Origin of the sequence: Geodermatophilus sp. CPCC 205506, assembly GCF_051383635.1 — a bacterium.
Classification (GTDB): Bacteria; Actinomycetota; Actinomycetes; order Mycobacteriales; family Geodermatophilaceae; genus Geodermatophilus.
Genome location: NZ_JALPKP010000045.1, coordinates 1 through 24480, shown reverse-complemented (window position 1 = coordinate 24480; position 24480 = coordinate 1). Strand labels below are relative to the sequence as shown.

The following is a 24480-nucleotide window of genomic DNA, read 5'->3' as shown; positions in this document are numbered from 1 at the left end:
GGCGTGGCGGACCTGCCGCCGGCCGCGGTCGCCGCCTCCGTCCTCGCGGCGCTCGCGCTGGGCCCCTGGCTGGCCCGGCTGACCGTGCGCCTGGCGACGCGGGACGACGCGGCGACGGCGAGCCCGCTCCGGACCGCGGTCACCGGCGCCGTGCTCGCCGCCGCCCTGGCCGGCGTGCTGCAGCTCGCCGGGCTGCGGCCCGCCACGCTCGGGTTGCTCTGGGCCGCCGCGGCCGGGGTGGTGCTGGCCGGGGTGGACCTCGCCGTCCACCGGCTGCCCGACCGGGTCACCTACCCCACGGCGGGCGTCGTCGCCGCGGCCCTGCTGCTCGACGCCGCCGTCCTGGGGACCTGGACCGCCCTGCTCCGGGCCGGACTGGCCGCCGCGGCCGCGTTCGGGCTGGCCGCACTGGCCGCCCTGGTCTCCCCGCGGGGCCTCGGCTTCGGGGACGTCAAGCTCCTGGGCCTGCTCGGCCTGGTGCTCGGCTGGGTCGGGTGGGGCGCGCTGCTGGCCGGGGTCTTCCTCGGCCTGCTCACCGGGGCACTGGTCTCGCTGGCCCTGCTGGCCACCGGCCGGGCCGGCTGGCGCAGCGCCCTCCCGTTCGGGCCACCGCTGCTCGTCGGCGCCGTGCTGGCCCTGGCGCTCGCCGGCACGTGGTGACGGGAACGGCCACCCTCCCGGGCCCCGCCCGAGCCTGCGGGGGAAGGGGGGAAGGGGGGTCCTCCTACAATCCGGGTCATGTTGCGCTGGCTGACCGCCGGTGAGTCGCACGGCCAGCAGCTCACCGCCATCCTCGAGGGCCTGCCCGCCGGCGTGCAGGTGCAGACCTCCGACCTCGACGTCGACCTCGCCCGGCGCCGGCTCGGCCACGGCCGCGGCGCCCGGATGTCCTTCGAGGAGGACGTCGTCACGCTGACCGGCGGGGTCCGGCACGGCGTCACCCAGGGCGGGCCGATCGCCGTCCAGATCGGCAACACCGAGTGGCCCAAGTGGACGACGGTCATGTCGGCGGACCCGGTCGACCCCGAGGTGCTCGCCGGGCAGGCGCGCAACGCGCCGCTGACCCGCCCCCGGCCCGGCCACGCCGACCTCGCCGGCATGCAGAAGTACGGCTTCGACGACGCCCGTCCGGTGCTCGAGCGGGCCAGCGCCCGCGAGACCGCGGCCCGCGTCGCGCTGGGCGCCGTCGCCCGCGCCTTCCTGCGCCAGGCGCTCGGGGCCGAGGTGGTCAGCCACGTCGTGGCGATCGGCCCGGTCGTCACGCCCGAGGGCATCGTCCCCGGCCCGGAGGACAACCCCCGGATCGACGAGGACCCGGTGCGCTGCGCGGACCCGGCGACCAGCGAGCTGATGGTCGCCGAGGTCGACGACGCCCGGAAGAACGGCGACACCCTCGGCGGCGTCATCGAGGTCGTCGTCCACGGCCTCCCGCCGGGCCTGGGCAGCCACGTGCACTGGGACCGCCGGCTGGACTCCCGGCTGGCCGGCGCGCTCATGGGCGTGCAGTCGGTCAAGGCGGTGGAGGTCGGCGACGGCCTGGAGACCGCCCGCCGCCGCGGCTCGGTCGCCCACGACGAGATCGTGCTCGCCGACGGCCGCGTCCAGCGGCTCACCGACCGCGCCGGCGGCATCGAGGGCGGCATGACCAACGGCGAGGTGCTGCGGGTCCGCGCGGCGATGAAGCCGATCTCCACCGTGCCGCGCGCGCTGGCCACCGTCGACACGTCGACGCTCGAGCCGGCGGTCGCGATCAACCAGCGCAGCGACGCCTGCGCGGTGCCCCGCGGCGCGGTGGTCATGGAGGCGATGGTCGCCCTGGTCCTGGCCGACGCGGCGCTGGAGAAGTTCGGCGGCGACTCGGTGCCCGAGACCCGGCGCAACGTGCAGGCCTACCTCGACGCCCTCCCCATCCGATGACGTCCGCGAACCCCGTCGGCCCCCGCGTGGTCCTCGTCGGGCCGCCGTCGGCGGGCAAGACGACCGTCGGCACCGCCATCGCCGAACTGCTCGGCGTCCCGTTCCGCGACACCGACGCCGACATCGAGGACGTCACCGGTCAGTCCGTCGCCGACCTGTTCGTCGACCGGGGCGAGCCGTTCTTCCGCGCCCTGGAGGAGCAGGCGGTGGCACGCGCCCTGGCCACGCACGCCGGCGTCCTCGCCCTCGGGGGGGGCGCGGTGCTCAGCGCGGCCACGCGGGAGCTGCTGCTCGGCTACCGCCGGGCCGGCGGCACCGTGGTCTGGCTGGACGTGGACCTGGCCTCCGCCGCCCGGCGGGTGGGCCTGGGCCGCGAGCGCCCGGTGCTCGGCATGAACCCGCGGGCCACGCTGCGCAACCTGCTCCTCGCGCGGGCTCCGCTGTACGCCGAGGTCGCCACCGTCACCGTGCCCACCGGCAACCGGGAGCCCGGCGACGTGATCGCCGACGTGGCCACCGCCCTCCGCGCGGCGACGCCGTGAGCGGACAGGGGCGCGAGCCTCGCAGCGAGGAACGAGCGAGGAGCGGAGCGGCCCGCGGGAGCGAACCGATGATGAGGCGACGGGTGAACGTCGCGGGCGACAAGCCCTACGAGGTCGTCATCGGCCCCGCCGCGCAGGTGGAGCTGGGCCTGGTGCTGGCCGGGACGGCCCGCGCCGCCGTCGTGCACGCGCCGCCGCTGGCCGCGCGCGCGGGCGCCGCAGTCGAGATCCTGCAGTCCGCGGGCGTCGCCGCCGAGGCGGTCGTCGTCCCCGACGGGGAGGCGGCCAAGACCGCCGAGGTCGCCGCGGCGGCCTGGGAGGAGTTCGGCCGGCTGGGGCTCACCCGGACCGACGCCGTCGTCGGCGTGGGCGGCGGTGCGGTCACCGACCTCGCCGGCTTCCTCGCCGCCACCTGGGTGCGCGGCGTGCGGGTGGTGCAGGTGCCGACCAGCCTGCTGGGCATGGTGGACGCCGCGGTCGGCGGCAAGACCGGGATCAACACCGGTGCCGGGAAGAACCTCGTGGGCGCGTTCCACCCGCCGGCCGCGGTGCTCGCTGACACCGACGTCCTCGCCGGGCTGCCGGAGGCGGAGTTCCGCGCCGGGCTGGCCGAGGTGGTCAAGTGCGGCTTCATCGCCGACGGCGCGATCCTCGACCTGCTCCACGCCGACCCCACCGGCCGCCGGGACACCGCCGAGCTCATCGAGCGCGCGGTGCAGGTCAAGGCCGACGCGGTGGGTACGGACCTCTTCGACACCGGCGTGCGCGAGTTCCTCAACTACGGGCACACCCTCGCCCACGCGATCGAACGCGTGGAGGACTTCGGCTGGCGGCACGGCGAGGCGGTCGCCGTCGGGTTGGTGTTCGCCGCCGAGCTGGCCGGCCAGGCGGGGCTGCTGACCCGCGCGGAGGTCAACGGGCACCGGCGGCTGATCGACGCGATGGGGCTGCCGACCCGCTACGCCGGCGACTGGCCGCGGCTGCAGTCGGTGATGCGGGTGGACAAGAAGGCCCGCGGCGCCTCGCTGCGGTTCGTCGTCCTCGACGGGCTCGGCCGGCCGCGCATCCTCACCGACCCCGACCAGGCCTGGCTCGACGCGGCGTGGGCCGCAGTATCGGAGGAAGCGTGACGATCCAGGTGCTCAACGGTGCCAACCTCGGCCGGCTGGGGCTGCGGGAGCCGGAGAAGTACGGGACGACGACGTACGCCCAGCTCGTCGAGCTGATCGAGTCCGCCGGCGCCCAGCTCGGTCTGCAGGTGCAGGTCCGGCAGACCGACGACGAGGGCCAGCTGCTGCGCTGGGTGTACGAGGCGACCGACGCCGGCTCCCCGATCGTCATCAACCCCGGCGGGTGGTCGCACACCTCGGTGGTCCTCCACGACGCGCTGGCCGCGACGAGTGCGCCGGTGCTGGAGGTGCACGTCACCAACATCCACAAGCGCGAGGAGTTCCGGCACTTCTCCTACGTCTCCCGCGTCGCCCAGGGCGTGATCGCGGGGCTGGGTGTGGACGGGTACGTGCTGGCCCTGCGCTGGCTGGCGGCCCGGGACCACCGGTGAGGCGACAGCGAGTGAGCATCGCAGCGAGCTCTGCGAGCGAGGAGCGGAGCGAGCGCGGAGCCGAACGGGGGGCGCGGTGAGGCGACAGCGAGTGAGCATCGCAGCGAGCTCTGCGAGCGAGGAGCGGAGCGAGCGCGGAGCCGAACGGGGGGCGCGGTGAGGCGACAGCGAGTGAGCATCGCAGCGAGCTCTGCGAGCGAGGAGCGGAGCGAGCGCGGAGCCGAACGGGGGGCGCGGTGAGCCGGGCCGCCGAGCGGCGGGAGCGGCTGCGGGCGACCGCGGCCGAACGCGGGCTGGACGCCGTCCTGGTCACCAACCTGCTCAACGTCCGATACCTCACCGGCTTCACCGGGTCCAACGGCGCGCTGCTGCTGCGCACCGACGGACCGGACGTCTTCGGCACCGACGGCCGCTACACCACCCAGGCCGGCACCCAGGTGCCCGACGTCGAGCTGCTCGTCGACCGGAACACCGCGGCCGCGCTCGCCCGCGAGGCGGTGCGCTCTCATCCAGGGGGCCCGCCCGCCCGCCGGATCGGGTACGAGAGCCACGACGTCACCGTCGACGGGCTGCGCGGCCTGGAGTCGGTCCTCGCCGACGCAGCGGCCGGCGGCACCGTGCCCGAGCTGGTGTCGGTCCGCCGCGCGGTGGAGGGACTGCGGGCGATCAAGGACTCCGACGAGGTGGACGCGCTGCGCCGGGCGTGCGCGGTGGCCGACGCGGCACTTGCCGAGCTGGCCGCGGAGGGGGCGCTCCGGCCGGGACGGACCGAGCTGCAGGTGGGCCGGGAGCTCGACGCCCGGATGCTCGCCATGGGCGCCGAGGCGCCGTCCTTCGAGACGATCGTGGCCGCGGGCGCGAACTCCGCGATCCCGCACCACCGGCCGGACACGACCGTCCTGCGCGAGGGCGACCTCCTCAAGCTGGACTTCGGGGCGACGGTCGACGGCTACCACTCCGACATGACCCGCACCATCGTCCTCGGCGGGCCGGGCGGGGTCGTGGCGGCCTGGCAGCGGGAGGTCTACGAGCTGGTCGCGGCCGCGCAGGCCGCCGGCCGGGCCGCCCTCGCCGTCGGCGCGGACGTGGTCGCGGTCGACTCCGCGGCGCGTGAGGTCATCGCCGCCGCCGGCCACGGCGAGCACTTCACCCACGGCCTCGGGCACGGCGTGGGGCTGGAGATCCACGAGGCGCCGGGCATCGGGCAGCTCGGCGCGGGTACGCTGGCCGCCGGCATGGCCGTCACCGTGGAGCCGGGGGTGTACCTCCCCGGCCACGGCGGAGTCCGGATCGAGGACACCCTGATCGTCACGGACGACGAGCCCGAGTTGTTGACCCTCACGAGCAAGGAACTACTGGTCCTCTGATGGCTACCACCAACGACCTCAAGAACGGCCTGGTCCTCAACCTCGACGGCCAGCTCTGGACCGTCACCGAGTTCCAGCACGTGAAGCCGGGCAAGGGCGGCGCCTTCGTCCGCACCACGCTGAAGAACGTGCTGTCGGGCAAGGTGGTCGACAAGACGTTCAACGCCGGCACCAAGGTCGAGACCGCCAACGTGGACAAGCGGTCGATGACGTACCTGTACAAGGACGGCACCGACTACGTCTTCATGGACGGCGACACCTACGAGCAGATCCACGTGCCGGCCGAGACCGTCGGCGGCGGGGCGGACTACCTGCTGGAGAACACCGAGGTCGTCGTCGCGGTCCATGACGGCAACCCGCTCTACGTCGAGCTCCCGGTGACCATGGAACTGGTCGTCCAGCACACCGACCCGGGCCTGCAGGGCGACCGCTCCACCGGCGGCACCAAGCCCGCCACCCTGGAGACCGGCGCCCAGATCGCGGTGCCGCTGTTCGTCAACACCGGCGACAAGCTCAAGGTCGACACCCGCGACGGCCGGTACCTCGGCCGCGCCAACTGACGCACCGGCTCCCCGTGGCTGCCCGTTCCAAGGCGCGCAAGCGCGCCGTCGACGTCCTCTACGAGGCCGACGTCCGCAGCGCCGACCCGCTGGTGCTGCTGCGCGAGCGGGTGGCCGACGCCAGCCCGCCGATCCCGGACCACGCCGTCCGGCTGGTCGAGGGCGCCGTCGAGCACGGGCCGCGTATCGACGAGCTGATCGAGCGGCACGCGACCGGCTGGTCGCTGGAGCGGCTGCCCGACGTCGACCGCGCGATCCTGCGGATGGCGGTCTTCGAGCTGCTGTGGGCCGACGACGTGCCCGACGCCGTGGTCATCGACGAGGCGGTCGAGCTGGCCAAGGCGCTGTCCACGGACGACTCGCCGGCCTACGTCAACGGCGTCCTCGGCGCGATCCTGGACGCGGAGCTGCCCACCAGCTGACGCGTCAGCCCGGTCGGCCGGCTCCGGGGCCGGCGGCCACCAGCATCGCGGTGAGCCGGGCGGCCGACCGCTGCCGGTGCACCCGGCGCAGCGCCGCCCGCCGGCGGGCGGCGAGCACGAGCTCACCGTCGAGGACGACGGGGACCGGGTCGGGCAGGCTCATCAGGGGCTCCTCGGGGATCGGCGGCGACACGGGCGACGCTAGGGAGCCCCTCTGACACTTTCCTGTGCCGGACGTGCGAAGGGCCCCCGACCGCCGTGCGGTCAGGGGCCCTCGACGTCTCCGGGTCAGCGCGGGGTGCGGCGGCGCTCCCAGTTGGGGTTGACCTCGTCCTCGTCCTCGTCGCCGCCGAAGCCCACGACGCTCTCCATGCCGGGGGAGAGCACGCCCCACTCGATGAGCCGGGAGGTCAGCTCGTCGGGGCTCATGTCGTAGATGATCGCCAGCGACTTGAGGTCCTCGGCGCGGATCGAGAGGACCTTGCCGTTGTAGTCGTGCCGCTGCGCCTGGATCGTCGAGGCGTAGCGGGCCAGCGGGCCGGCCTCGTCGGCGGGCAGCGAGCCCAGGGACTCCAGGTTCAGCACGATCTTCGTCGTCGACGTGACCGCCGAGCTCGGCCGCGGGTCGGGCAGCAGCTCGGAGACCGGGACGCCGTAGAAGACCGCCAGCTCGGACAGCCGCTGCACGGTGACCGCGCGGTCGCCGCGCTCGTAGGAGCCGACGACGACGGCCTTCCACCGGCCGTGTGACTTGTCCTCCACACCCTGGAGGGAGAGACCCTGCTGGTTCCGGATGGCCCGGAGCCGGGCACCGAGGGCCCGTGAGTAGTCGGTGCTCATCGCTTCCTGCTCACTGTCCGTCGTCGAAGTCGAGTTGTCGTCACGGAGCGTACTGGTCGAGCGGAGAGTGCGACACCAGAAGACTCCTGTCGGGTGACGGGATCCGATCTCCGCCTCTCCGGGGCGCGGTGCGGGTCACACCGGAGGGTGCAGTACCGTCGGTCCCGGTCCAACCACTCCTTTAACGACCCGTCCAGTGAGGCGGGGAAGGAGGCCTGATGGCCGACTCGTCCGCGGCTGCCCTCGGCAGCCCCGCTCCGCTCCTCACCGCCCCCGACGTCGCCCGCGTGGTCGACCGGATGGCCCACCAGCTGATCGAGAAGGCGGGCAACGGCCTCGCCGACCTCGTGCTGGTCGGCATCCCGACCCGCGGCGCCCCACTGGCCCGCCGGCTCGCCGCCCGCATCGAGGCCTTCTCCGGCACCCGTGTCGACGTGGGCACCGTCGACATCACCCTCTACCGCGACGACCTGCGGCTGCGCGGCGTCCGGGCGCTGGAGGTCACCGTCCTGCCCGAGGGCGGCATCGACGGCCGGCTGGTCGTCCTCGTCGACGACGTCCTCTACTCCGGCCGGTCGGTCCGCGCGGCGCTCGACGCGCTCCGCGACCTCGGCCGGCCGCGCGCGGTGCAGCTCGCGGTGCTGGTCGACCGCGGCCACAGGGAGCTGCCGATCCGCGCCGACTACGTCGGCAAGAACGTGCCGACCTCCCGCGCGCAGCAGGTCCGCGTGCACCTGGACGAGATCGACGGCACCGACGAGGTGCTGGTCACGGAGGGGGAGAAGGCGTGAAGCGACACCTGCTGGACGCGGCCGACCTCGACCGCGCCGACGCGACGCTGGTGCTCGACACCGCGGCGCAGATCGACGCCGCGCTCGCCGGCCGCGAGGTCAAGAAGCTGCCGACGCTGCGCGGCCGCACGGTCGTCAACCTCTTCTACGAGGACTCCACCCGCACCCGCATCTCGTTCGAGCTGGCGGCCAAGCGGCTCTCCGCCGACGTCATCAACTTCTCCGCCAAGGGCAGCAGCGTCTCCAAGGGCGAGAGCCTCAAGGACACCGCGCTGACGCTCGAGGCGATGGGCAGCGACGCGATCGTCGTCCGGCACGGCGCCTCCGGGGCACCGCACCGGCTGGCGAACTGGGTCCGCGGCAGCGTCGTCAACGCCGGCGACGGCACGCACGAGCACCCCACCCAGGCGCTGCTGGACTCCTACACGATCCGGCGCCGGCTGGGCCGGGTCGAGGGCGTGCGGGTCGCGATCGTCGGCGACGTCCTGCACAGCCGGGTGGCCCGCTCCAACGTGCGGCTGCTGCACACCCTCGGCGCCGAGGTCACCCTGGTCGCCCCGCCCACGCTGCTGCCGGTGGGGGTGGGCAGCTGGCCGGCGGAGGTCTCCTACGACCTGGACGCCGTGCTGCCCAAGGCCGACGTGGTGATGATGCTGCGGGTCCAGGCCGAGCGCATGAACGCCTCGTTCTTCCCCAGCGCGCGGGAGTACAGCCGCCGCTACGGCCTGGACACCCGGCGGGTGGGCGCCCTGGCCGACGACGCGATCGTCATGCACCCGGGCCCCATGAACCGCGGCATGGAGATCGCCGCCGAGGTGGCCGACTCCGTCCGTTCCACGATCGTCGAGCAGGTCGGCAACGGCGTCTCCGTGCGCATGGCCGTCCTGTACCTGCTGCTGGGAGGCGCCCCCTCATGACGTTGCTCATCACGGGGGCCCGCCCCTACGGCGAGGACGCCGCCGACATCCTGGTGGCGGACGGCCGGATCGCCGCCATCGGGGAGAGCCTCTCCGCGCCCGGTGCCGAGGTGGTCGAGGCCGGCGGGCTGATCGCCCTCCCCGGCCTCGTCGACCTGCACACCCACCTGCGCGAACCCGGCCGGGAGGACGCCGAGACGGTCGAGACCGGCAGCCGCGCGGCGGCCCTCGGCGGCTACACCGCGGTGCACGCCATGGCCAACACCGACCCGGTGGCCGACACCGCCGGCGTCGTCGAGCAGGTCTGGCGGCTGGGCCAGGCGGCCGGGCTGGTCGACGTCGTCCCCGTGGGCGCGGTGACCGTGGGCCTGGCCGGCGAGCGGCTGGCCGAGCTCGGCGCGATGGCCGACTCCGCCGCCCGCGTCCGCGTGTTCTCCGACGACGGCCACTGCGTCGCCGACCCGGCGCTGATGCGCCGGGCGCTGGAGTACGTGAAGGCCCTCGACGGCGTCGTCGCCCAGCACGCGGAGGAGCCGCGGCTGACCGCCGGCGCGCAGATGCACGAGGGCGACCGCTCCGCCCGGCTGGGCCTGGCCGGCTGGCCGGCCGCCGCGGAGGAGGCGATCATCGCCCGCGACGTGCTGCTGGCCGGGCACGTCGGCGCGCGGCTGCACGTCTGCCACGTCTCGACGGCGGGCTCGGTGGAGCTGCTGCGCTGGGCGAAGTCCCGCGGCGTCCAGGTGACCGCCGAGGTGACCCCGCACCACCTGCTGCTCACCGACGCGTGCGCCGAGAGCTACGACCCGGTCTTCAAGGTCAACCCGCCGCTGCGCACGGACGCCGACGTCGAGGCCCTGCGCGCCGGACTGGCCGACGGCACGATCGACGCCGTCGCCACCGACCACGCGCCGCACGCGGTGGAGGACAAGGAGACCGAGTGGGCCAGCGCCCGGCCGGGGATGCTGGGCCTGGAGCAGGCGCTGGCCGTGGTCGTGCAGACCATGGTCGAGACCGGCCTGCTCGACTGGCGGGGCGTCGCCGACCGCATGTCGGCGCGGCCCGCGGCGATCGGCCGGCTGGACGGGCACGGCCGTCCCCTGACCCCCGGGGAGCCGGCCAACCTGGTGCTGCTCGACCCGGCCGCGCGGTCGGTGGTCGACCCCGCGGCGCTGGCCAGCCGCAGCCGCAACAGCCCCTACGCCGGCCGGGAGCTCCCCGGCCGGGTGGTCGCGACGTTCCTGCGGGGGACGCCGACCGTTCTGGACGGGAAGGCAGTTCGTTGAGAGAAGCAGTACTCGTCCTCGAGGACGGGAGGACGTTCCGGGGCGAGGCCTACGGCGCGGTCGGGACGACGGTCGGCGAGGCGGTGTTCTCCACCGGGATGACCGGCTACCAGGAGACCCTCACCGACCCCAGCTACCACCGCCAGGTCGTCGTCATGACCGCCCCGCACATCGGCAACACCGGCGTGAACGGCGAGGACGACGAGAGCCGCCGCATGTGGGTGGCCGGCTTCGTCGTCCGCGACCCCGCCCGCCGGCCGGCCAACTGGCGGGCCACCGGCAGCCTGGACGACGAGCTGGTCGCCCAGGGCGTGGTCGGCATCAGCGGCGTCGACACCCGGGCGCTCACCCGGCACCTGCGCGAGCGCGGCGCCATGCGGGCCGGCATCAGCAGCGACGGGCTGTCGGCCGACGACCTGCTGGTCCGGGTGCTCGCGTCGGAGAGCATGACCGGCGCGGACCTCGCCCCCGCGGTCACCGCCAACGACCCCTACGTCGTCCCGGCGGTGGGGGAGAAGCGGTTCACCATCGCCGCGCTGGACCTCGGCATCAAGACCGCGACGCCGCGGCACCTGGCCGAGCTCGGCGTCGAGACGCACGTGCTGCCCGCCACCGCGACCGCCGCGGACCTGCTCGCCGCCGGGCCCGACGGCGTCTTCCTCTCCAACGGCCCCGGCGACCCGGCCGCCGCCGACTACGCGGTCGAGGCGGTGCGGGGCGTGCTCGACGCCGGCCGCCCGCTGTTCGGCATCTGCTTCGGCAACCAGATCCTGGGCCGGGCGCTCGGCCTGGGCACCTACAAGCTGCGCTTCGGCCACCGCGGGCTCAACCAGCCGGTGCTCGACCGGGTCAGCGGCACGGTGCGGGTGACCAGCCACAACCACGGCTTCGCCGTCGACGCCCCGCTGGACCGGCCCACCGACACCCCCTACGGGCGGGTCGAGGTGAGCCACGTGGGCCTCAACGACGACGTCGTCGAGGGGCTGCGCTGCCTCGACGCCCCGGCGTTCAGCGTCCAGTTCCACCCCGAGGCAGCCGCCGGCCCGCACGACGCCGCGCCGCTGTTCCAGCGCTTCGTCGACCTCATGGAGCGCACCCGGGACACCGGGGACGCCGTCAGCCCGCCTCCCGTCGTGGAGCACAGCACCGCGGAGAAGAACGCCTGATGCCCAAGCGCACCGACATCCACCACGTGATGGTGATCGGCTCCGGGCCGATCCTCATCGGCCAGGCCGCCGAGTTCGACTACTCCGGCACCCAGGCCTGCCGGGTGCTCCGGGCCGAGGGGCTGCGGGTCAGCCTGGTCAACAGCAACCCGGCGACGATCATGACCGACCCGGAGATCGCCGACGCCACCTACGTCGAGCCGCTGACCCCGGAGTTCGTCGAGAAGGTCATCGCCAAGGAGCGGCCCGACGCGCTGCTGGCCACCCTCGGCGGCCAGACCGCGCTCAACATCGCGATCGGGCTCTACGAGAACGGCGTCCTCGAGCGGTACGGCGTGCGGCTCATCGGCGCCGACGTCGACGCGATCAACCGCGGCGAGGACCGGCAGATGTTCAAGGACATCGTCCGGTCGATCGGCGCCGACGCCCCGCGCTCCACCGTCTGCGCCAGCGTCGAGGAGGCCCTCGCCACGGCCGCGGAGGTCGGCTACCCGGTCGTCATCCGGCCCAGCTTCACCATGGGCGGGCTCGGCTCCGGCATCGCCACCGACGAGCCGATGCTGCGCCGGATGGCCGGGCACGGGCTCGCCGACTCCCCGGTGCACACCGTGCTCATCGAGGAGTCGGTGCTCGGCTGGAAGGAGTTCGAGCTCGAGCTGATGCGCGACCGCAGCGACAACGTGGTGGTCATCTGCTCCATCGAGAACATCGACGCGATGGGCGTGCACACCGGCGACTCGGTGACCGTCGCCCCGGCGATGACCCTCACCGACCGCGAGTACCAGCAGATGCGCGACGTCGGGATCGCCGTGCTGCGCGCGGTCGGCGTCGACACCGGCGGCTGCAACATCCAGTTCGCCGTCCACCCGCAGACCGGCCGGCTGGTCGTCATCGAGATGAACCCTCGGGTGTCGCGGTCGTCCGCGCTGGCGTCCAAGGCCACCGGCTTCCCGATCGCCAAGATCGCCGCGAAGCTGGCCATCGGCTACACGCTGGACGAGATCACCAACGACATCACCGGCGTCACGCCGGCCAGTTTCGAGCCGGCGCTGGACTACGTCGTGGTGAAGATCCCGCGGTTCGCGTTCGAGAAGTTCCCCGGCGCCGACCCGCGGCTGACCACGACGATGAAGAGCGTCGGCGAGGTCATGGCCCTGGGCCGCAACTTCCCCGAGGCGCTGGGCAAGGCCATGCGGTCCACGGAGACCTCCGTGGCCGGGTTCTGGACCGGGGTGGAGGACGCCAACGCCGACCCCGCCGAGCTGCTCGAGCGGCTGCGCACCCCGGTCGACGGGCGGCTCTACCTGGCCGAGCAGGCGCTCTCCGCCGGCGCCACGGTCGAGCAGGTGGCCGAGGCCAGCGGCTTCGACCCGTGGTTCGTCGACCAGATCGCCCTGGTCACCGAGATCGGCACCGAGGTGCACGACGCGCCGTCGCTCACCCCGGACCTGCTCCGCCGCGCCAAGCGGTACGGGCTCTCCGACCGGCAGGTGGCCGCGCTGCGGCCGGAGCTGGCCGGGGAGGACGGCGTCCGGAGGCTCCGGTGGCGCCTGGGCATCCGGCCGGTCTTCAAGACCGTCGACACCTGCGCGGCGGAGTTCGCCGCCCGCACGCCGTACCACTACTCCTCCTACGACGAGGAGACGGAGGTCGAGCCGCGGGAGAGGCCGGCGGTGCTCATCCTCGGCTCCGGCCCCAACCGGATCGGGCAGGGCATCGAGTTCGACTACTCGTGCGTGCACGCGCTCGCGGCGCTGCAGGACGCCGGCTACGAGGCGGTGATGGTCAACTGCAACCCGGAGACCGTCTCCACCGACTACGACACCGCCGACCGGCTGTACTTCGAGCCGCTGACCTTCGAGGACGTCCTGGAGGTGGTGGAGGCCGAGCGCGCCGCCGGCCCCGTCGCCGGGGTGATCTGCACGCTCGGCGGGCAGACGCCGCTGGGTCTGGCGCAGCGGCTCAAGGACGCCGGCGTGCCGGTGCTGGGCACCTCGCCGGAGTCCATCGACGCCGCCGAGGACCGCGGCGCCTTCTCCCGGGTGCTGCACGACACCGGGCTGCTGGCACCCAAGCACGGCACCGCGACCACCTTCGCCGAGGCGCGGGAGATCGCGGCGGTCATCGGCTACCCGGTGCTGGTCCGCCCCTCGTACGTGCTGGGCGGGCGCGGCATGGAGATCGTCTACGACGACGCCACGCTGGAGGCCTACATCGCCAAGGCCACCGACGTCAGCCCCGAGCACCCCGTGCTGGTCGACCGGTTCCTCGAGGACGCCGTCGAGGTGGACGTCGACGCGCTCTACGACGGCAACGAGCTCTACCTCGGCGGCGTCATGGAGCACATCGAGGAGGCCGGCATCCACTCCGGCGACTCCGCCTGCGCGCTGCCGCCGATCACCCTCGGCTCGGCCGACCTGGTGCGCATCCGCGCCGCGACGGAGAAGCTCGCGGCCCGGGTCGGCGTCCGCGGGCTGATCAACGTCCAGTACGCGGTCAAGGACGACATCCTCTACGTGCTGGAGGCCAACCCGCGGGCCAGCCGCACCGTGCCGTTCGTCTCCAAGGCCACCGCCGTCCAGCTGGCCAAGGCCGCCGCGCGCATCGCGGTCGGGGAGACCATCCCCGAGCTGCGCGCCGCCGGCGTGCTGCCGGCCACCGGCGACGGCGCGGACCTGCCCGCGGACATGCCGATCGCGGTCAAGGAGGCGGTGCTGCCCTTCCACCGGTTCCGCACGGTCGAGGGGCACAACGTCGACACCGTGCTCGGCCCGGAGATGAAGTCCACCGGCGAGGTCATGGGCCTCGACACCGGCTTCGGGACGGCGTTCGCGAAGTCCCAGGCCGCCGCGTACGGCTCGCTGCCCACCGAGGGGACGGTGTTCGTCTCGCTGGCCAACCGCGACAAGCGCTCGGCGATCTTCCCGGTCAAGCGGCTGGCCGACCTCGGCTTCCACGTGCTGGCCACCTCCGGCACCGCGCAGGTGCTGCGCCGCAACGGCGTCTCCTGCGACGTGGTCGGCAAGTTCAGCGAGGGCCCGGGCAACGTCGTCGAGCGGATCCTCGCCGGCGACGTCGACATCGTCGTCAACACCCCGTTCGGCGCGCCCGGCAACAGCGGGCCGCGGCTGGACGGCTACGAGATCCGCACCGCCGCCGTCGCCGCCGGCATCCCGTGCATCACCACGGTGCAGGGGCTGGCCGCCGCGGTGCAGGGCGTCGAGGCGCTGCGCCGCGACGACATCGGGGTGCGCAGCCTCCAGGAGGTCCACGCCGCCCTCGCCGCCGGGACGAACCCGTGACCGCCGCCTCAGGGGCGGGGACGGCCGTCCCTGCCCCGCTGCTCACCGAGCCGGCCCCGCGAGCCGCGCACCCGCCGGTGCAGCGCGTCGTGGAGGTGACCGGACGCCGCCCGGTCGGCGCCTACGTGGAGCTGACGCTGACCGCCCCGGAGATCGCCGGGCGCGCCGAACCGGGTCAGTTCGTCGCCTTCGCCGTCGGCGGGCCGACCTCGGCGCACCTGCTGCGCCGCTCCATCGCGATCGCCGGTGCGGCCGACGGCCGGGTCACCGTGGTGGTCGCGCCGCACGGGCCCGGGTCGACCTGGCTGGCCGGGCTGCGGACGGGGGACACCGTCGACGTCGTCGGCCCGCTGGGCCGGCCCTTCCCGGCCGCTCCGCCCGGGGCGCGGGCGCTGCTGGTCGGCGGCGGGTACGGCGCCGCGGCGCTGGTCGGGCTGGCCGAGCTGCTGCGCGACCAGGGACACCCGGTCGACGCGGTCACCGGGGCCGCCTCGGCGGAGCGGCTGTGCTCCGTCGACGAGCTGGCCGCCGTGGCCGGCACGGTCGCGGTGACCACGGACGACGGCAGCGCCGGCCGGCGCGGCCGGGTCACCGACGCGGTGGCCGAGCTGCTCGGCGACGCCGGCGTGGTCTACGCCTGCGGGCCGATGCCGATGCTGCGCGCGGTCGCGGACGCGGCCACCGCGGCCGGCGTGCCGTCCTACGTGGCGGTCGAGGAGTCGATGGCCTGCGGGATCGGGGTCTGCATGACCTGCGTGCTGCCGGTGGTCGGGGCCGACGGGCGGACCCGGTTCTCCCGGTCGTGCACCGAGGGCCCGGTGTTCGGCGGCGACCGGGTGCGCTTCGCCGACGTGGGCGCCCTGCCGTGGGACGTCGTGGGCGCCGACGCGATGGGAGTGGTGGCACCGTGACCGCGACGTTGAAGGGGCAGAGCGGCCACGTCGGCCCCTCCGAGACGGCCGTCGACATGTCGACGGCGCTGGGGACGGCGCCGATCCCGAGCCCGGTGCTGACCGCGTCGGGCTGCTCGGCGTTCGGGGAGGAGCTCGAGCCGTTCGTCGACCTGGCCGCGATCGGCGCGGTGGTCACCAAGTCGGTGCAGCTGCGGCCCCGGTCCGGCCGGCCGACGCCGCGCATGGCAGAGACGCCGAGCGGGATGCTCAACTCCATCGGCCTGCAGGGTCCGGGCATCGACGGGCTGCTGGCCGACGAGCTGCCGTGGCTGGCCGCGCGCGGCGCCCGGGCGTTCGTCTCCATCGCGGGCACCCGGGTCGAGGACTTCGCCGAGCTGGCCGCGCGCCTGCGCGGGGCGCCCGGCGTGCTGGGTCTCGAGGTCAACATCAGCTGCCCGAACGTGGAGAGCCGCGGCGAGGTCTTCGCCTGCGACCCGGTCGCCGCCGCCGACGTCGTCGCTGCCGTCCGGGCGGCCGCGGACCCGGCGCACCCGGTCTACGCGAAGCTCAGCCCCGACGTCACCGACATCGTGGGGGTGGCCCGCTCGGTGGTCGCCGCCGGCGCCGACGGGCTGTCGATGATCAACACCCTGCTCGGGCTGGTCATCGACCCGGACACCATGCGCCCGGTGCTCGGCGGGGTCACCGGCGGGCTCTCCGGCCCGGCGATCCGCCCCGTGGCGCTGCGCTGCGTGTGGCAGGTGCACCAGGCGCTCCCCGAGGTCCCGATCCTGGGGATGGGCGGCATCCGCACCGGTCTGGACGCGCTGCAGTTCGTCCTCGCCGGCGCGTCGGCGGTCAGCGTGGGGACGGCGGTGTTCGCCGACCCCTCGGCGGTGGGCCGCGTGCACGACGAGCTGGCCGCGGCACTGGCCGCGCGCGGCTTCGCGAGCCTGCGCGACGCCGTCGGGTACGCGCACCGATGAGACAACCGTTCGGCGAGCGGCTGGCCGACGCCGTCGCCGCCCGCGGCCCGCTGTGCGTGGGCATCGACCCGCACGCGCCGCTGCTGGAGCGCTGGGGGCTGTCGGACGACCCCTCGGGCCTGGCTCGGTTCACCGACGCGGTCGTCGACGGGCTGGCCGGCAGCGTCGCCGTCCTCAAGCCGCAGCTGGCCTTCTACGAGCGGCACGGCTCCCGGGGCCTGGCCGTCCTGGAGGACGCCGTCGCGCGGGCGCGGGCCGCCGGTGCCCTCGTCCTGCTGGACGCCAAGCGCGGCGACATCGGCTCGACGATGGACGCCTACGCCGACTACCTGCGCCCCGACCACCCGCTGACCGTGGACGCCATGACGGTCAGCCCGTACCTCGGCCCCGGCTCGCTGCAGCCCGCGGTCGACACGGCGCGCCGGTTCGGCGGCGGGCTGTTCGTGCTGGCCCGCACCTCCAACCCCGACGCGGGCACGCTCCAGCACGCCCTGGTGGGGGAGCGGTCGGTCGCGCAGGTCGTCGTCGACACCGTGCGCGGCTGGAACACCCCGGGCTGGGTCGTCGGCGACCCGCTGCCCGACGTCGCCGCCGTCCGCGACCTGAGCAGCCGGTTCGGCGCGCACACCGGCTCGTTCGGGGTGGTCGTCGGCGCCACCCTGCGCGAGATCGACGTCGACCTCGCCGGGCTCGGCGGTCCGGTGCTGGCTCCCGGTCTCGGCGCCCAGGGTGGATCGGTGGCCGACCTGCGCCGGCTGTTCGGCGGCGACGCGGCCGTCGTCCCCACCGTGTCCCGCGACGTGCTGTCCGCCGGCCCCGACCCCGCCGCACTCCGGGCCGCGGCCGACCGGTGGGCCACCGAGCTGGCCGGGTGAGGCGCGAGGCGTCGGGACGGCGGCGGTGGTCACCCGACCGAGCGCCCCGACGGCCTCGTCACCAGCGGTTTCCGGCTCCGCTCGGCGTGTCGCGACCGGCGTGTCGGACGGAACCGTCCGCTTCCGGAACCGACCGTAGGGCCCGCGACGGTCGTCGCTGACCTGCGGGGATGACAGACCGTGAGCACGGTGTTGAACGCACCGTGGCCGGCGAGTCACCCTCCGCGTGAAACGAACCGGAAAGACGGGCGTGACCTGCGCTTTTCCGGGAACTAGGTTGGCCGACAGGCTCAGCAGTGAGCTCTGTCCCCGACACAGCACCGGAGCCCCCGCCGGTCGAACCGCGAGCCGGCGACGACACGATTGGGTCGCACCATGCCCCTCCCTGATCTGACCCCCGAACAGCGCGCCGCTGCACTCGAGAAGGCCGCCGCCGCCCGCAAGTCCCGTGCCGAGCTGCGCGAGCGGCTCAAGAGCAAGGGCGCCACCGTGGGCGACGTCCTGCGCCAGGGTGAGAGCGACGAGGTCATCGGCAAGATGCGTGTCTCCGCGGTCCTGGAGTCCCTGCCCGGAGTGGGCAAGGCACGGGCTGCCAAGATCATGGAGCGGCTCGAGATCTCCCCGACCCGCCGGGTGCGCGGACTGGGTGCCAACCAGCGCAAGGCCCTCGAAGCGGAGTTCGGCGGCGACCAGGTCTCCGCCGACCACGTCGCCGCGGAGGGCTGACCCGCACGACGAGGCGCCCGGAGGTCGAGGACGACGACGAGTGGGACGTGCTGCCGAGCAAGGCACACCGGCGCGGCTGACCGTGCTCTCGGGACCCTCCGGGGTCGGCAAGGGCACGGTCGTGGCCGAGGTCCGGCGCCGGTACCCGGAGGTCTGGCTGTCGGTGTCGGCGACCACCCGGCCGCCCCGCGCCGGTGAGCTCGACGGAGTGCACTACCACTTCGTCGACGACGCGGAGTTCGACCGGCTGATCGCCGAGGACGGGCTCCTCGAGTGGGCCGAGTACGCGGGCAACCGCTACGGCACGCCGGCCGCCCCGGTGCGCGAGCGCCTGGCCACCGGGGCACCGGCGCTGCTGGAGATCGAGCTCCAGGGGGCCCGGCAGGTCCGCGCCCGCGACGCCGGTGCCCAGCTGGTCTTCCTCGCCCCGCCGTCCTGGGCCGAACTGGTCAGCCGGCTGGCCGGCCGGGGCTCCGAGCCCCCCGCCGTGCAGGAGCGCCGGCTGGCCATCGCGCAGGCCGAGCTGGACGCCGCGGGGGAGTTCGACGTGGTGGTGGTCAACGACGACGTCACCCGGGCCGCCGACGAGTTGGTAGGCTTGCTGACTGCGCCGTCGTCCGGCCGCCCTGAGCGGGGCAGCGGCGCCCACGAGTAGCGGGCCCGCGGCCAGCGCCGCCCGCCACTCCCGTCGAACGATCTGAGGAGCACGCCCGCCCGTGTCCGGAGTCGCACCCGCCCCCGAGGGCATCACCAACCCGCCGATCGACGAGCTGCTCGAGCGCACCAGCAGCAAGTACGGCCTGGTGATCTTCGCCGCCAAGCGCGCGCGGCAGATCAACGCCTACTACAGCCAGCTCTCCGAGGGCTTGCTGGAGTACGTCGGCCCGCTGGTCGACACCGCCCCGCAGGAGAAGCCGCTCTCGATCGCGCTGCGCGAGATCAACGAGGGCCTGCTCACCCACACCGCCGGCGAGAACTGAGGCCCCGTCCCGGTCCCGCCCTGAGCTTGCGAAGGGTGGGGAGGACGGGGTCCTCACCGGCGCCTCCGGTTCGTTCCGGGGGCGCCGTCGTGTCTGGTGGAGGATGACCCGCATGGCGAGGATCGTGCTCGGTGTCAGCGGGGGAGTGGCCGCCTACAAGGCCGCCCTCCTCCTCCGGGAGTTCACCGAGGCCGGCCACGACGTGCGGGTCGTGCCGACGCCGGCCGCGCTGCGCTTCGTCGGGGCGGCCACGTTCGAGGCGCTGTCGGGCCACCCGGTCACCACCGACGTCTGGAGCGACGTCGACGAGGTGGCCCACGTGCGCATCGGGCAGACCGCCGACCTCGTCGTCGTCGCCCCGGCCACCGCCGACCTGCTGGCCCGCGCCGCCGCCGGCCGGGCCGACGACCTGCTCGCCGCGACCCTGCTCACCGCGCACTGCCCGGTGGTCTTCGTCCCGGCCATGCACACCGAGATGTGGCTGCACCCGGCCACCCAGGACAACGTGGCCACCCTCCGCCGTCGCGGCGCGATCGTGCTGCCCCCGGCCGTGGGCCGGCTGACCGGCCCCGACTCCGGGCCCGGGCGCCTGCCGGAGCCGGCCGACATCGCCGCCCTGGCCGCCGTGGTGCTCACCGACGGCGCCGCCGCGCTCGCCCCCGACCTGGCCGGACGGCGCGTGGTCATCAGCGCCGGCGGCACCCGGGAGCCCCTGGACCCCGTCCGGTACCTGGGCAACCGCTCGTCGGGCCGGCAGGGGTGGGCCCTGGCCCGCGTGGCCGTCGCCCGCGGCGCCGAGGTCGTGCTCGTCGCGGCCAACGTCGACCTGCCCGCGCCGTTCGGGGTCCGCGTCGTCCCCGTCGGTACGGCGGAGGAGCTGCGCAGCGCCGTGCTGGCCGAGGCGGCGGACGCCGACGTCGTCGTCATGTCCGCGGCGGTCGCCGACTTCCGGCCGTCGACGGTCGCCGCGACCAAGCTGAAGAAGGGCAGCGCCGCCGAGCCCAGCGCGGTGCCGCTGGCACGCAACCCCGACGTGCTGGCCGAGCTGGTCACCAAGCGCCCGGCCGGGCAGCTCGTCATCGGCTTCGCCGCCGAGACGGGGGACGACGCCGGCGACGTGCTCACCCACGCCCGCGCCAAGCTCGCCCGCAAGGGCTGCGACCTGCTGGTGGTCAACGACGTCTCGGGCGGGCGGGTGTTCGGCCGGCCGGACAACGCCGCGGTGGTGCTCGCCGCCGACGGCACCGACACCGAGCTGCGCGAGGGCACCAAGGACGCCGTGGCGGCGGGCATCTGGAGCGCCGTGGCGCCGCGGCTGTCCTGAACCGGCCATCGTCCGTGCGCCCGGTGGTCGGCCTCCGCCGGTAACCTCCAACCCGACGCCCCTGCCGCACGGCAGGACCCGAACCGTTCCCGACCGCTAGGAGCCCCAGTGCCACGCCGTCTCTTCACGTCCGAGTCGGTGACCGAGGGCCACCCGGACAAGATCGCCGACCAGATCAGCGACTCCATCCTCGACGCCATGCTCGAGCAGGACCCGCGCAGCCGGGTCGCCGTGGAGACGCTCATCACCACCGGCCAGGTGCACATCGCCGGCGAGGTCACCACCGCCGGCTACGTCGACATCGCCGAGATCGTCCGCCGGACGATCCTCGGCATCGGCTACGACTCCTCGCGCAAGGGCTTCGACGGCGCCTCGTGCGGCGTCAGCGTCTCGATCGGCTCCCAGTCGCCGGACATCGCCCAGGGCGTGGACACCGGCTACGAGGCGCGCACCGCGGGCACCACCGAGGACGAGATCGAGCGGCAGGGCGCCGGCGACCAGGGCCTGATGTTCGGGTACGCCACCGACGAGACCCCCGAGCTCATGCCGCTGCCGATCGCGCTGGCGCACCGGCTGTCGCGGCGGCTGTCGGCGGTGCGCAAGGACGGCTCGGTGCCCTACCTGCGGCCCGACGGCAAGACCCAGGTCACCGTCGTCTACGAGGACGACCGCCCGGTCGCCGTCGACACCGTGGTCGTCTCCTCCCAGCACGCCGAGGACATCTCGATCGAGCAACTGCTGGCCCCCGACGTCCAGGAGCTGGTGGTCGAGCCGGAGTTGGCGGCCCTCGGCCTGCCCACCAGCGGCTACCGGCTGCTGGTCAACCCGACCGGCAAGTTCGTCATCGGCGGGCCGATGGGCGACGCCGGGCTCACCGGTCGCAAGATCATCGTCGACACCTACGGCGGCATGGCGCGGCACGGCGGCGGCGCCTTCTCGGGCAAGGACCCGTCGAAGGTGGACCGCTCCGGCGCCTACGCGATGCGCTGGGTGGCCAAGAACGTCGTCGCCGCCGGGCTGGCCCGCCGCTGCGAGGTCCAGGTGGCCTACGCCATCGGCGCCGCGCACCCGGTCGGCCTGTTCGTCGAGACGTTCGGCACCGGCACGGTCGCCGACGACGTGCTGGAGAAGGCGATCGGCTCGGTCTTCGACCTGCGTCCGGGCGCCATCGTCCGCGACCTGGACCTGCTGCGCCCGATCTACGCGCCGACGGCCGCCTACGGGCACTTCGGCCGCACCGACATCGACCTGCCCTGGGAGCGGCTGGACCGCGTCGAGGCGCTCCGCGCGGCCACCGGGGCCTGAACGCACCGGAAGCGGGCCCCGTCTCCCTCACCACCCGCACGCCCGTGGTGAGCCTCCGGACGGGGCCGACGGTGGCCCGGGTCGTCGTCGACGTGCCCCTGGCGCACCTCGACCGGACCTTCGACTACGCCGTCCCCGAGGAGCTGGCCGGCGACGTCCGGCCCGGCTGCCGGGTCCGCGTGCGCTTCGCCGGGCAGCTGGTCGACGGGTTCGTCCTCGACCTGGGGACCAGCACCGAGCACGGCGGCAAGCTGGCGCCGTTGGCCAAGCTCGTCTCGTCCGAGCCGGTGCTCACCCCGGAGGTCGCGGTGCTCGCCCGGTCGGTCGCCGACCGCTGGGGCGGCACCGTCCCCGACGTGCTGCGGCTGGCCGTGCCGCCGCGCCGGGCCGCCGCCGAGAAGCGCCCGCCGGCCGAGGCGCCACCCGCCCCGCCGCCGCCCGACCCGGCCGGCTTCGCGCGGTATGCCACCGGTCCGGCCCTGCTGGCCGCGGTCGCCGAGGGGCGGCCGGCGCGGGCGGTCTGGACGGCGCTGCCCGGCGAGGACTGGCCCGCCCGGCTGGTCGAGCTGTGCCAGGCCGCGCTCTCCGGCGGCCGCGGCGCCCTGGTCGTCGCACCGGACGGACGCGACCTCGACCGGCTGGCCGCCGCCGCGGAGGCCCGGCTGCCGAAGGGCTCGTTCGTCGTGCTGCGCGCCGACGCCGCTCCCGACGCCCGGTACCGCCGCTTCCTCGACGCCGTCCGCGGCAGCGCGAAGGTGGTGCTCGGCACCCGGGCGGCGGTCTACGCGCCGGTCGCCGACCTCGCCCTGGTCGCGGTCTGGGACGACGGCGACGACCTGCACGCCGAACCGCGCGCGCCCTACGCGCACGCCCGTGACGTGCTGGTGCACCGTGCGCACCTGACCTCGTGCGCGGCGGTGGTCGCGGCGACCGCCCGCACCGCCGAGGCGCAGCTCCTGGTCGAGAGCGGGTGGGCGCACGAGCTGGTGGCCGACCGCGCCACCCTGCGCGCCGCCGCGCCCCGGGTGCACGCGCTGGGGGCCGACGCCGAGCTGGCCCGCGACCCGGCCGCCCGCACCGCCCGGCTCCCCAGCCTCGCCCACCGGGTCGCCCGGCAGACGCTGGCCGACGGCGCACCGGTGCTGGTGCAGGTGCCGCGGGCCGGGTACGCGCCCGGCCTGGCCTGCGACCGCTGCCGCGCCCCGGCGCGGTGCCCGGTCTGCTCCGGGCCGCTGGGGATCTCACCCACGCCCGGGACGGGCGGCTCCCGCGTGCCGGCCTGCCGCTGGTGCGCCCGCCCGGCGGCGACGTTCGACTGCCCGTACTGCCACGGCACCAAGCTGCGCGCCTCCGTCGTCGGCGCCACCCGGACCGCCGAGGAGCTGGGGCGGGCCTTCCCCGGGGCGGCGGTGCGGGTCTCCGGGCGCGGCTCCGGGGTGCTGGCCGCCGTGCCGGGCGGCCCGGCGCTGGTCGTGGCCACGCCCGGGGCCGAGCCGGTCGCCGAGGGCGGGTACGGGGCGGCGCTGCTGCTGGACTCGTGGGCGCTGCTCGGCCGCGCCGACCTCCGGGCGGGGGAGGAGACCCTGCGCCGGTGGGTGAACGCGGCCGCCCTGGTCCGCTCCGCGCCGGACGGCGGGCAGGTGGTGGTCGCCGCGGACGCCGCGCACGCCGTCGTCCAGGCGCTGGTGCGCTGGGACCCGGCCTGGCTGGCCGCCCGCGAGCTGGCCGACCGCCGGGAGCTCGGTTTCCCCCCGGTCACCCGCATGGCCGCGCTGTCGGGCTCCGCGCCGGCGCTGGCCGAGTTCCTCGAGGCGGCGCGGCTGCCGGCCGACGCCGACCTGCTCGGGCCGGTCCCCGAGCCACCGCGCCCGGGCCAGGACGGGGAGCGGGAGCGCTACCTGGTCCGGGTGCCCCGTGGCGAGGGTGCGGCCCTGGCGCACGCGCTGGCCGAGGTGCAGGGCGTACGCAGCGCCAAGAAGGCGCCCGAGCACGTGCGCGTGCAGCTCGACCCGCTCGACCTGGTCTGATCCGCTACCCGGGTACGGCCGCGACGGCGTCCCCCACCGTCCCGGCATCGAGGTCCCGTTCGACCTGGTAGCCGTCGTCGGGCTGCTCGGGCTGCTCGGGCTGCTGGGGCTGCTCGGGCTGCTCGGGCTGTTCCGGGGCCGGTGTCCCGGGGGCCGGTGTGCCGGGGGCCGGTGTGCCGGGGGCGTCGCCGTCGTCGGGCGGCTCGGGCGCCTCGGGCTGTCCGGGGGCCGGCGTCCCCGGACCGTCCGGGGCGTCCCCGTCGCCGCCGTCCGGGGCCGGGAGCGGCGGGTGCTCCGGGGAGCCGTCGCCGGGCGGGGGAGCCGGGTCGTCAGGGGGCGCTGTGCCCGGGTCCGCAGCCGGCGGGCTGCCCGGGTCCACAGGGGGCGTCCTGCCCGGGGCCGCAGGAGGCGGAGCCGGGGCCTCCGCGGGCGTGGCGGCCGGGTCCTGCGCAGGAACCGCCGGCGGGCCGGCGGCCGGCGCGGCTGCCCGTGGGAGGACCTCCGGGGCGGGCGCGGCGGGGAGCAGCGGCGCGGCGGGAGGCAGGGGGTTCACGGCGGGCAGCACGCGGGCGCGAGCCCCCGACGCGGCCCGTGCACTCGTCGGCGGCGGCGTCCCCAGGACCGGCCCGGCCGCGCGTGCCGGGCGGCTCCCCAGCTCCGGTGCGACCGGTCCGGCGGCGCCCGCGGCGCGGACCC

At 75.3% G+C, this 24480-nt stretch carries 25 protein-coding genes; 22 read left to right on the top strand and 3 right to left on the bottom strand.

What is annotated here, in order from left to right; genetic code table 11:
* The first annotated feature begins 3 nt into the window (after positions 1-3).
* From MY520_RS21650 to nusB, 8 genes are all read left to right on the top strand, one after another.
* Positions 4-660 carry a prepilin peptidase gene (locus MY520_RS21650; protein ID WP_436694637.1) on the top strand — a complete coding sequence of 219 codons (657 nt, stop codon included), beginning with the start codon at positions 4-6 and terminating at the stop codon, positions 658-660.
* Between the two features lie 78 nt (positions 661-738).
* On the top strand, positions 739-1917 hold the full coding sequence (gene aroC, locus MY520_RS21645) for a chorismate synthase (RefSeq protein WP_436694636.1): 1179 nt from the start codon (positions 739-741) through the stop codon (positions 1915-1917).
* On the top strand, positions 1914-2459 hold the full coding sequence (locus MY520_RS21640; protein ID WP_436694635.1) for a shikimate kinase: 546 nt from the start codon (positions 1914-1916) through the stop codon (positions 2457-2459). Before aroC ends, MY520_RS21640 begins: the two co-directional genes overlap by 4 nt.
* Before the next feature lie 83 nt (positions 2460-2542).
* Positions 2543-3589, top strand: a complete 1047-nt coding sequence (gene aroB / locus MY520_RS21635) for a 3-dehydroquinate synthase (protein WP_436694634.1) — start codon at positions 2543-2545, stop codon at positions 3587-3589.
* The gene (gene aroQ / locus MY520_RS21630; RefSeq protein WP_436694633.1) at positions 3586-4020 is read left to right on the top strand and encodes a type II 3-dehydroquinate dehydratase; all 435 of its coding nucleotides are present in this window, start codon (positions 3586-3588) and stop codon (positions 4018-4020) included. Before aroB ends, aroQ begins: the two co-directional genes overlap by 4 nt.
* Before the next feature lie 236 nt (positions 4021-4256).
* Positions 4257-5387 (top strand): M24 family metallopeptidase, encoded by a 1131-nt coding sequence (locus tag MY520_RS21625; RefSeq protein ID WP_436694632.1) that lies wholly within the window; start codon positions 4257-4259, stop codon positions 5385-5387.
* A complete protein-coding gene (gene efp, locus MY520_RS21620; protein ID WP_436694631.1) occupies positions 5387-5947 on the top strand; it encodes an elongation factor P in 561 nt (186 codons plus the stop codon). The genes MY520_RS21625 and efp overlap by 1 nt, the downstream gene beginning before the upstream one ends.
* Before the next feature lie 14 nt (positions 5948-5961).
* Complete coding sequence (gene nusB / locus MY520_RS21615) at positions 5962-6369, top strand: transcription antitermination factor NusB (RefSeq protein WP_436694630.1); 408 nt, start codon at positions 5962-5964, stop codon at positions 6367-6369.
* Between the two features lie 4 nt (positions 6370-6373).
* Here the strand turns inward: nusB and MY520_RS21610 are convergent, their stop codons facing one another.
* Both MY520_RS21610 and bldD read right to left on the bottom strand, forming a co-directional pair.
* The gene (locus MY520_RS21610) at positions 6374-6532 is read right to left on the bottom strand and encodes a hypothetical protein (protein WP_436694629.1); all 159 of its coding nucleotides are present in this window, start codon (positions 6530-6532) and stop codon (positions 6374-6376) included.
* 125 nt (positions 6533-6657) lie between these two features.
* A complete protein-coding gene (gene bldD, locus MY520_RS21605; RefSeq protein ID WP_091217936.1) occupies positions 6658-7209 on the bottom strand; it encodes a transcriptional regulator BldD in 552 nt (183 codons plus the stop codon).
* Positions 7210-7427: 218 nt separating this feature from the next.
* Here bldD and pyrR point away from each other — a divergent pair, with 218 nt between their 5' ends.
* The 14 genes from pyrR (at position 7428) to MY520_RS21535 (ending at position 23784) form a co-directional block, all read left to right on the top strand.
* On the top strand, positions 7428-8000 hold the full coding sequence (gene pyrR / locus MY520_RS21600; protein WP_436694628.1) for a bifunctional pyr operon transcriptional regulator/uracil phosphoribosyltransferase PyrR: 573 nt from the start codon (positions 7428-7430) through the stop codon (positions 7998-8000).
* Complete coding sequence (locus MY520_RS21595; RefSeq protein WP_436694627.1) at positions 7997-8917, top strand: aspartate carbamoyltransferase catalytic subunit; 921 nt, start codon at positions 7997-7999, stop codon at positions 8915-8917. The genes pyrR and MY520_RS21595 overlap by 4 nt, the downstream gene beginning before the upstream one ends.
* Complete coding sequence (locus MY520_RS21590) at positions 8914-10200, top strand: dihydroorotase (protein WP_436694626.1); 1287 nt, start codon at positions 8914-8916, stop codon at positions 10198-10200. Before MY520_RS21595 ends, MY520_RS21590 begins: the two co-directional genes overlap by 4 nt.
* Positions 10197-11366 (top strand): glutamine-hydrolyzing carbamoyl-phosphate synthase small subunit, encoded by a 1170-nt coding sequence (gene carA, locus MY520_RS21585; RefSeq protein ID WP_436694625.1) that lies wholly within the window; start codon positions 10197-10199, stop codon positions 11364-11366. Before MY520_RS21590 ends, carA begins: the two co-directional genes overlap by 4 nt.
* The gene (gene carB / locus MY520_RS21580) at positions 11366-14668 is read left to right on the top strand and encodes a carbamoyl-phosphate synthase large subunit (RefSeq protein WP_436694624.1); all 3303 of its coding nucleotides are present in this window, start codon (positions 11366-11368) and stop codon (positions 14666-14668) included. The genes carA and carB overlap by 1 nt, the downstream gene beginning before the upstream one ends.
* Positions 14665-15579 (top strand): dihydroorotate dehydrogenase electron transfer subunit, encoded by a 915-nt coding sequence (locus MY520_RS21575; protein ID WP_436694623.1) that lies wholly within the window; start codon positions 14665-14667, stop codon positions 15577-15579. The genes carB and MY520_RS21575 overlap by 4 nt, the downstream gene beginning before the upstream one ends.
* Positions 15576-16547 carry a dihydroorotate dehydrogenase gene (locus MY520_RS21570; RefSeq protein WP_436694622.1) on the top strand — a complete coding sequence of 324 codons (972 nt, stop codon included), beginning with the start codon at positions 15576-15578 and terminating at the stop codon, positions 16545-16547. The genes MY520_RS21575 and MY520_RS21570 overlap by 4 nt, the downstream gene beginning before the upstream one ends.
* Positions 16544-17422, top strand: coding sequence for an orotidine-5'-phosphate decarboxylase (gene pyrF / locus MY520_RS21565; RefSeq protein WP_436694621.1), 879 nt, complete (start codon positions 16544-16546; stop codon positions 17420-17422). The genes MY520_RS21570 and pyrF overlap by 4 nt, the downstream gene beginning before the upstream one ends.
* Positions 17423-17797: 375 nt before the next feature.
* A complete protein-coding gene (gene mihF / locus MY520_RS21560) occupies positions 17798-18148 on the top strand; it encodes an integration host factor, actinobacterial type (protein ID WP_436694620.1) in 351 nt (116 codons plus the stop codon).
* 40 nt (positions 18149-18188) lie between these two features.
* Positions 18189-18803, top strand: a complete 615-nt coding sequence (gmk, locus tag MY520_RS21555) for a guanylate kinase (protein WP_436694619.1) — start codon at positions 18189-18191, stop codon at positions 18801-18803.
* Between the two features lie 61 nt (positions 18804-18864).
* The gene (rpoZ, locus tag MY520_RS21550; RefSeq protein WP_012949163.1) at positions 18865-19128 is read left to right on the top strand and encodes a DNA-directed RNA polymerase subunit omega; all 264 of its coding nucleotides are present in this window, start codon (positions 18865-18867) and stop codon (positions 19126-19128) included.
* A gap of 112 nt (positions 19129-19240) precedes the next feature.
* Positions 19241-20452 (top strand): bifunctional phosphopantothenoylcysteine decarboxylase/phosphopantothenate--cysteine ligase CoaBC, encoded by a 1212-nt coding sequence (gene coaBC, locus MY520_RS21545; RefSeq protein ID WP_436694618.1) that lies wholly within the window; start codon positions 19241-19243, stop codon positions 20450-20452.
* A gap of 108 nt (positions 20453-20560) precedes the next feature.
* Positions 20561-21757 (top strand): methionine adenosyltransferase, encoded by a 1197-nt coding sequence (gene metK / locus MY520_RS21540; RefSeq protein ID WP_436694617.1) that lies wholly within the window; start codon positions 20561-20563, stop codon positions 21755-21757.
* 47 nt (positions 21758-21804) lie between these two features.
* The gene (locus MY520_RS21535) at positions 21805-23784 is read left to right on the top strand and encodes a primosomal protein N' (RefSeq protein ID WP_436694616.1); all 1980 of its coding nucleotides are present in this window, start codon (positions 21805-21807) and stop codon (positions 23782-23784) included.
* Positions 23785-23788: 4 nt separating this feature from the next.
* Here the strand turns inward: MY520_RS21535 and MY520_RS21530 are convergent, their stop codons facing one another.
* Positions 23789-24163: a hypothetical protein gene (locus tag MY520_RS21530; RefSeq protein ID WP_436694615.1), complete on the bottom strand. Its 375-nt coding sequence runs from the start codon at positions 24161-24163 to the stop codon at positions 23789-23791.
* Positions 24164-24480: the final 317 nt, after the last annotated feature.

Bases quoted from the DNA above. Each gene is read 5' to 3' on its own strand.
- aroC (WP_436694636.1), top strand. From the start codon at position 739: ATGTTGCGCTGGCTGACCGCCGGTGAGTCGCACGGCCAGCAGCTCACC.
- MY520_RS21640 (WP_436694635.1), top strand. From the start codon at position 1,914: ATGACGTCCGCGAACCCCGTCGGCCCCCGCGTGGTCCTCGTCGGGCCG.
- efp (WP_436694631.1), top strand. From the start codon at position 5,387: ATGGCTACCACCAACGACCTCAAGAACGGCCTGGTCCTCAACCTCGAC.
- MY520_RS21610 (WP_436694629.1), bottom strand. From the start codon at position 6,532: ATGAGCCTGCCCGACCCGGTCCCCGTCGTCCTCGACGGTGAGCTCGTG.
- bldD (WP_091217936.1), bottom strand. From the start codon at position 7,209: ATGAGCACCGACTACTCACGGGCCCTCGGTGCCCGGCTCCGGGCCATC.
- pyrR (WP_436694628.1), top strand. From the start codon at position 7,428: ATGGCCGACTCGTCCGCGGCTGCCCTCGGCAGCCCCGCTCCGCTCCTC.
- MY520_RS21590 (WP_436694626.1), top strand. From the start codon at position 8,914: ATGACGTTGCTCATCACGGGGGCCCGCCCCTACGGCGAGGACGCCGCC.
- carB (WP_436694624.1), top strand. From the start codon at position 11,366: ATGCCCAAGCGCACCGACATCCACCACGTGATGGTGATCGGCTCCGGG.
- pyrF (WP_436694621.1), top strand. From the start codon at position 16,544: ATGAGACAACCGTTCGGCGAGCGGCTGGCCGACGCCGTCGCCGCCCGC.
- mihF (WP_436694620.1), top strand. From the start codon at position 17,798: ATGCCCCTCCCTGATCTGACCCCCGAACAGCGCGCCGCTGCACTCGAG.
- coaBC (WP_436694618.1), top strand. From the start codon at position 19,241: ATGGCGAGGATCGTGCTCGGTGTCAGCGGGGGAGTGGCCGCCTACAAG.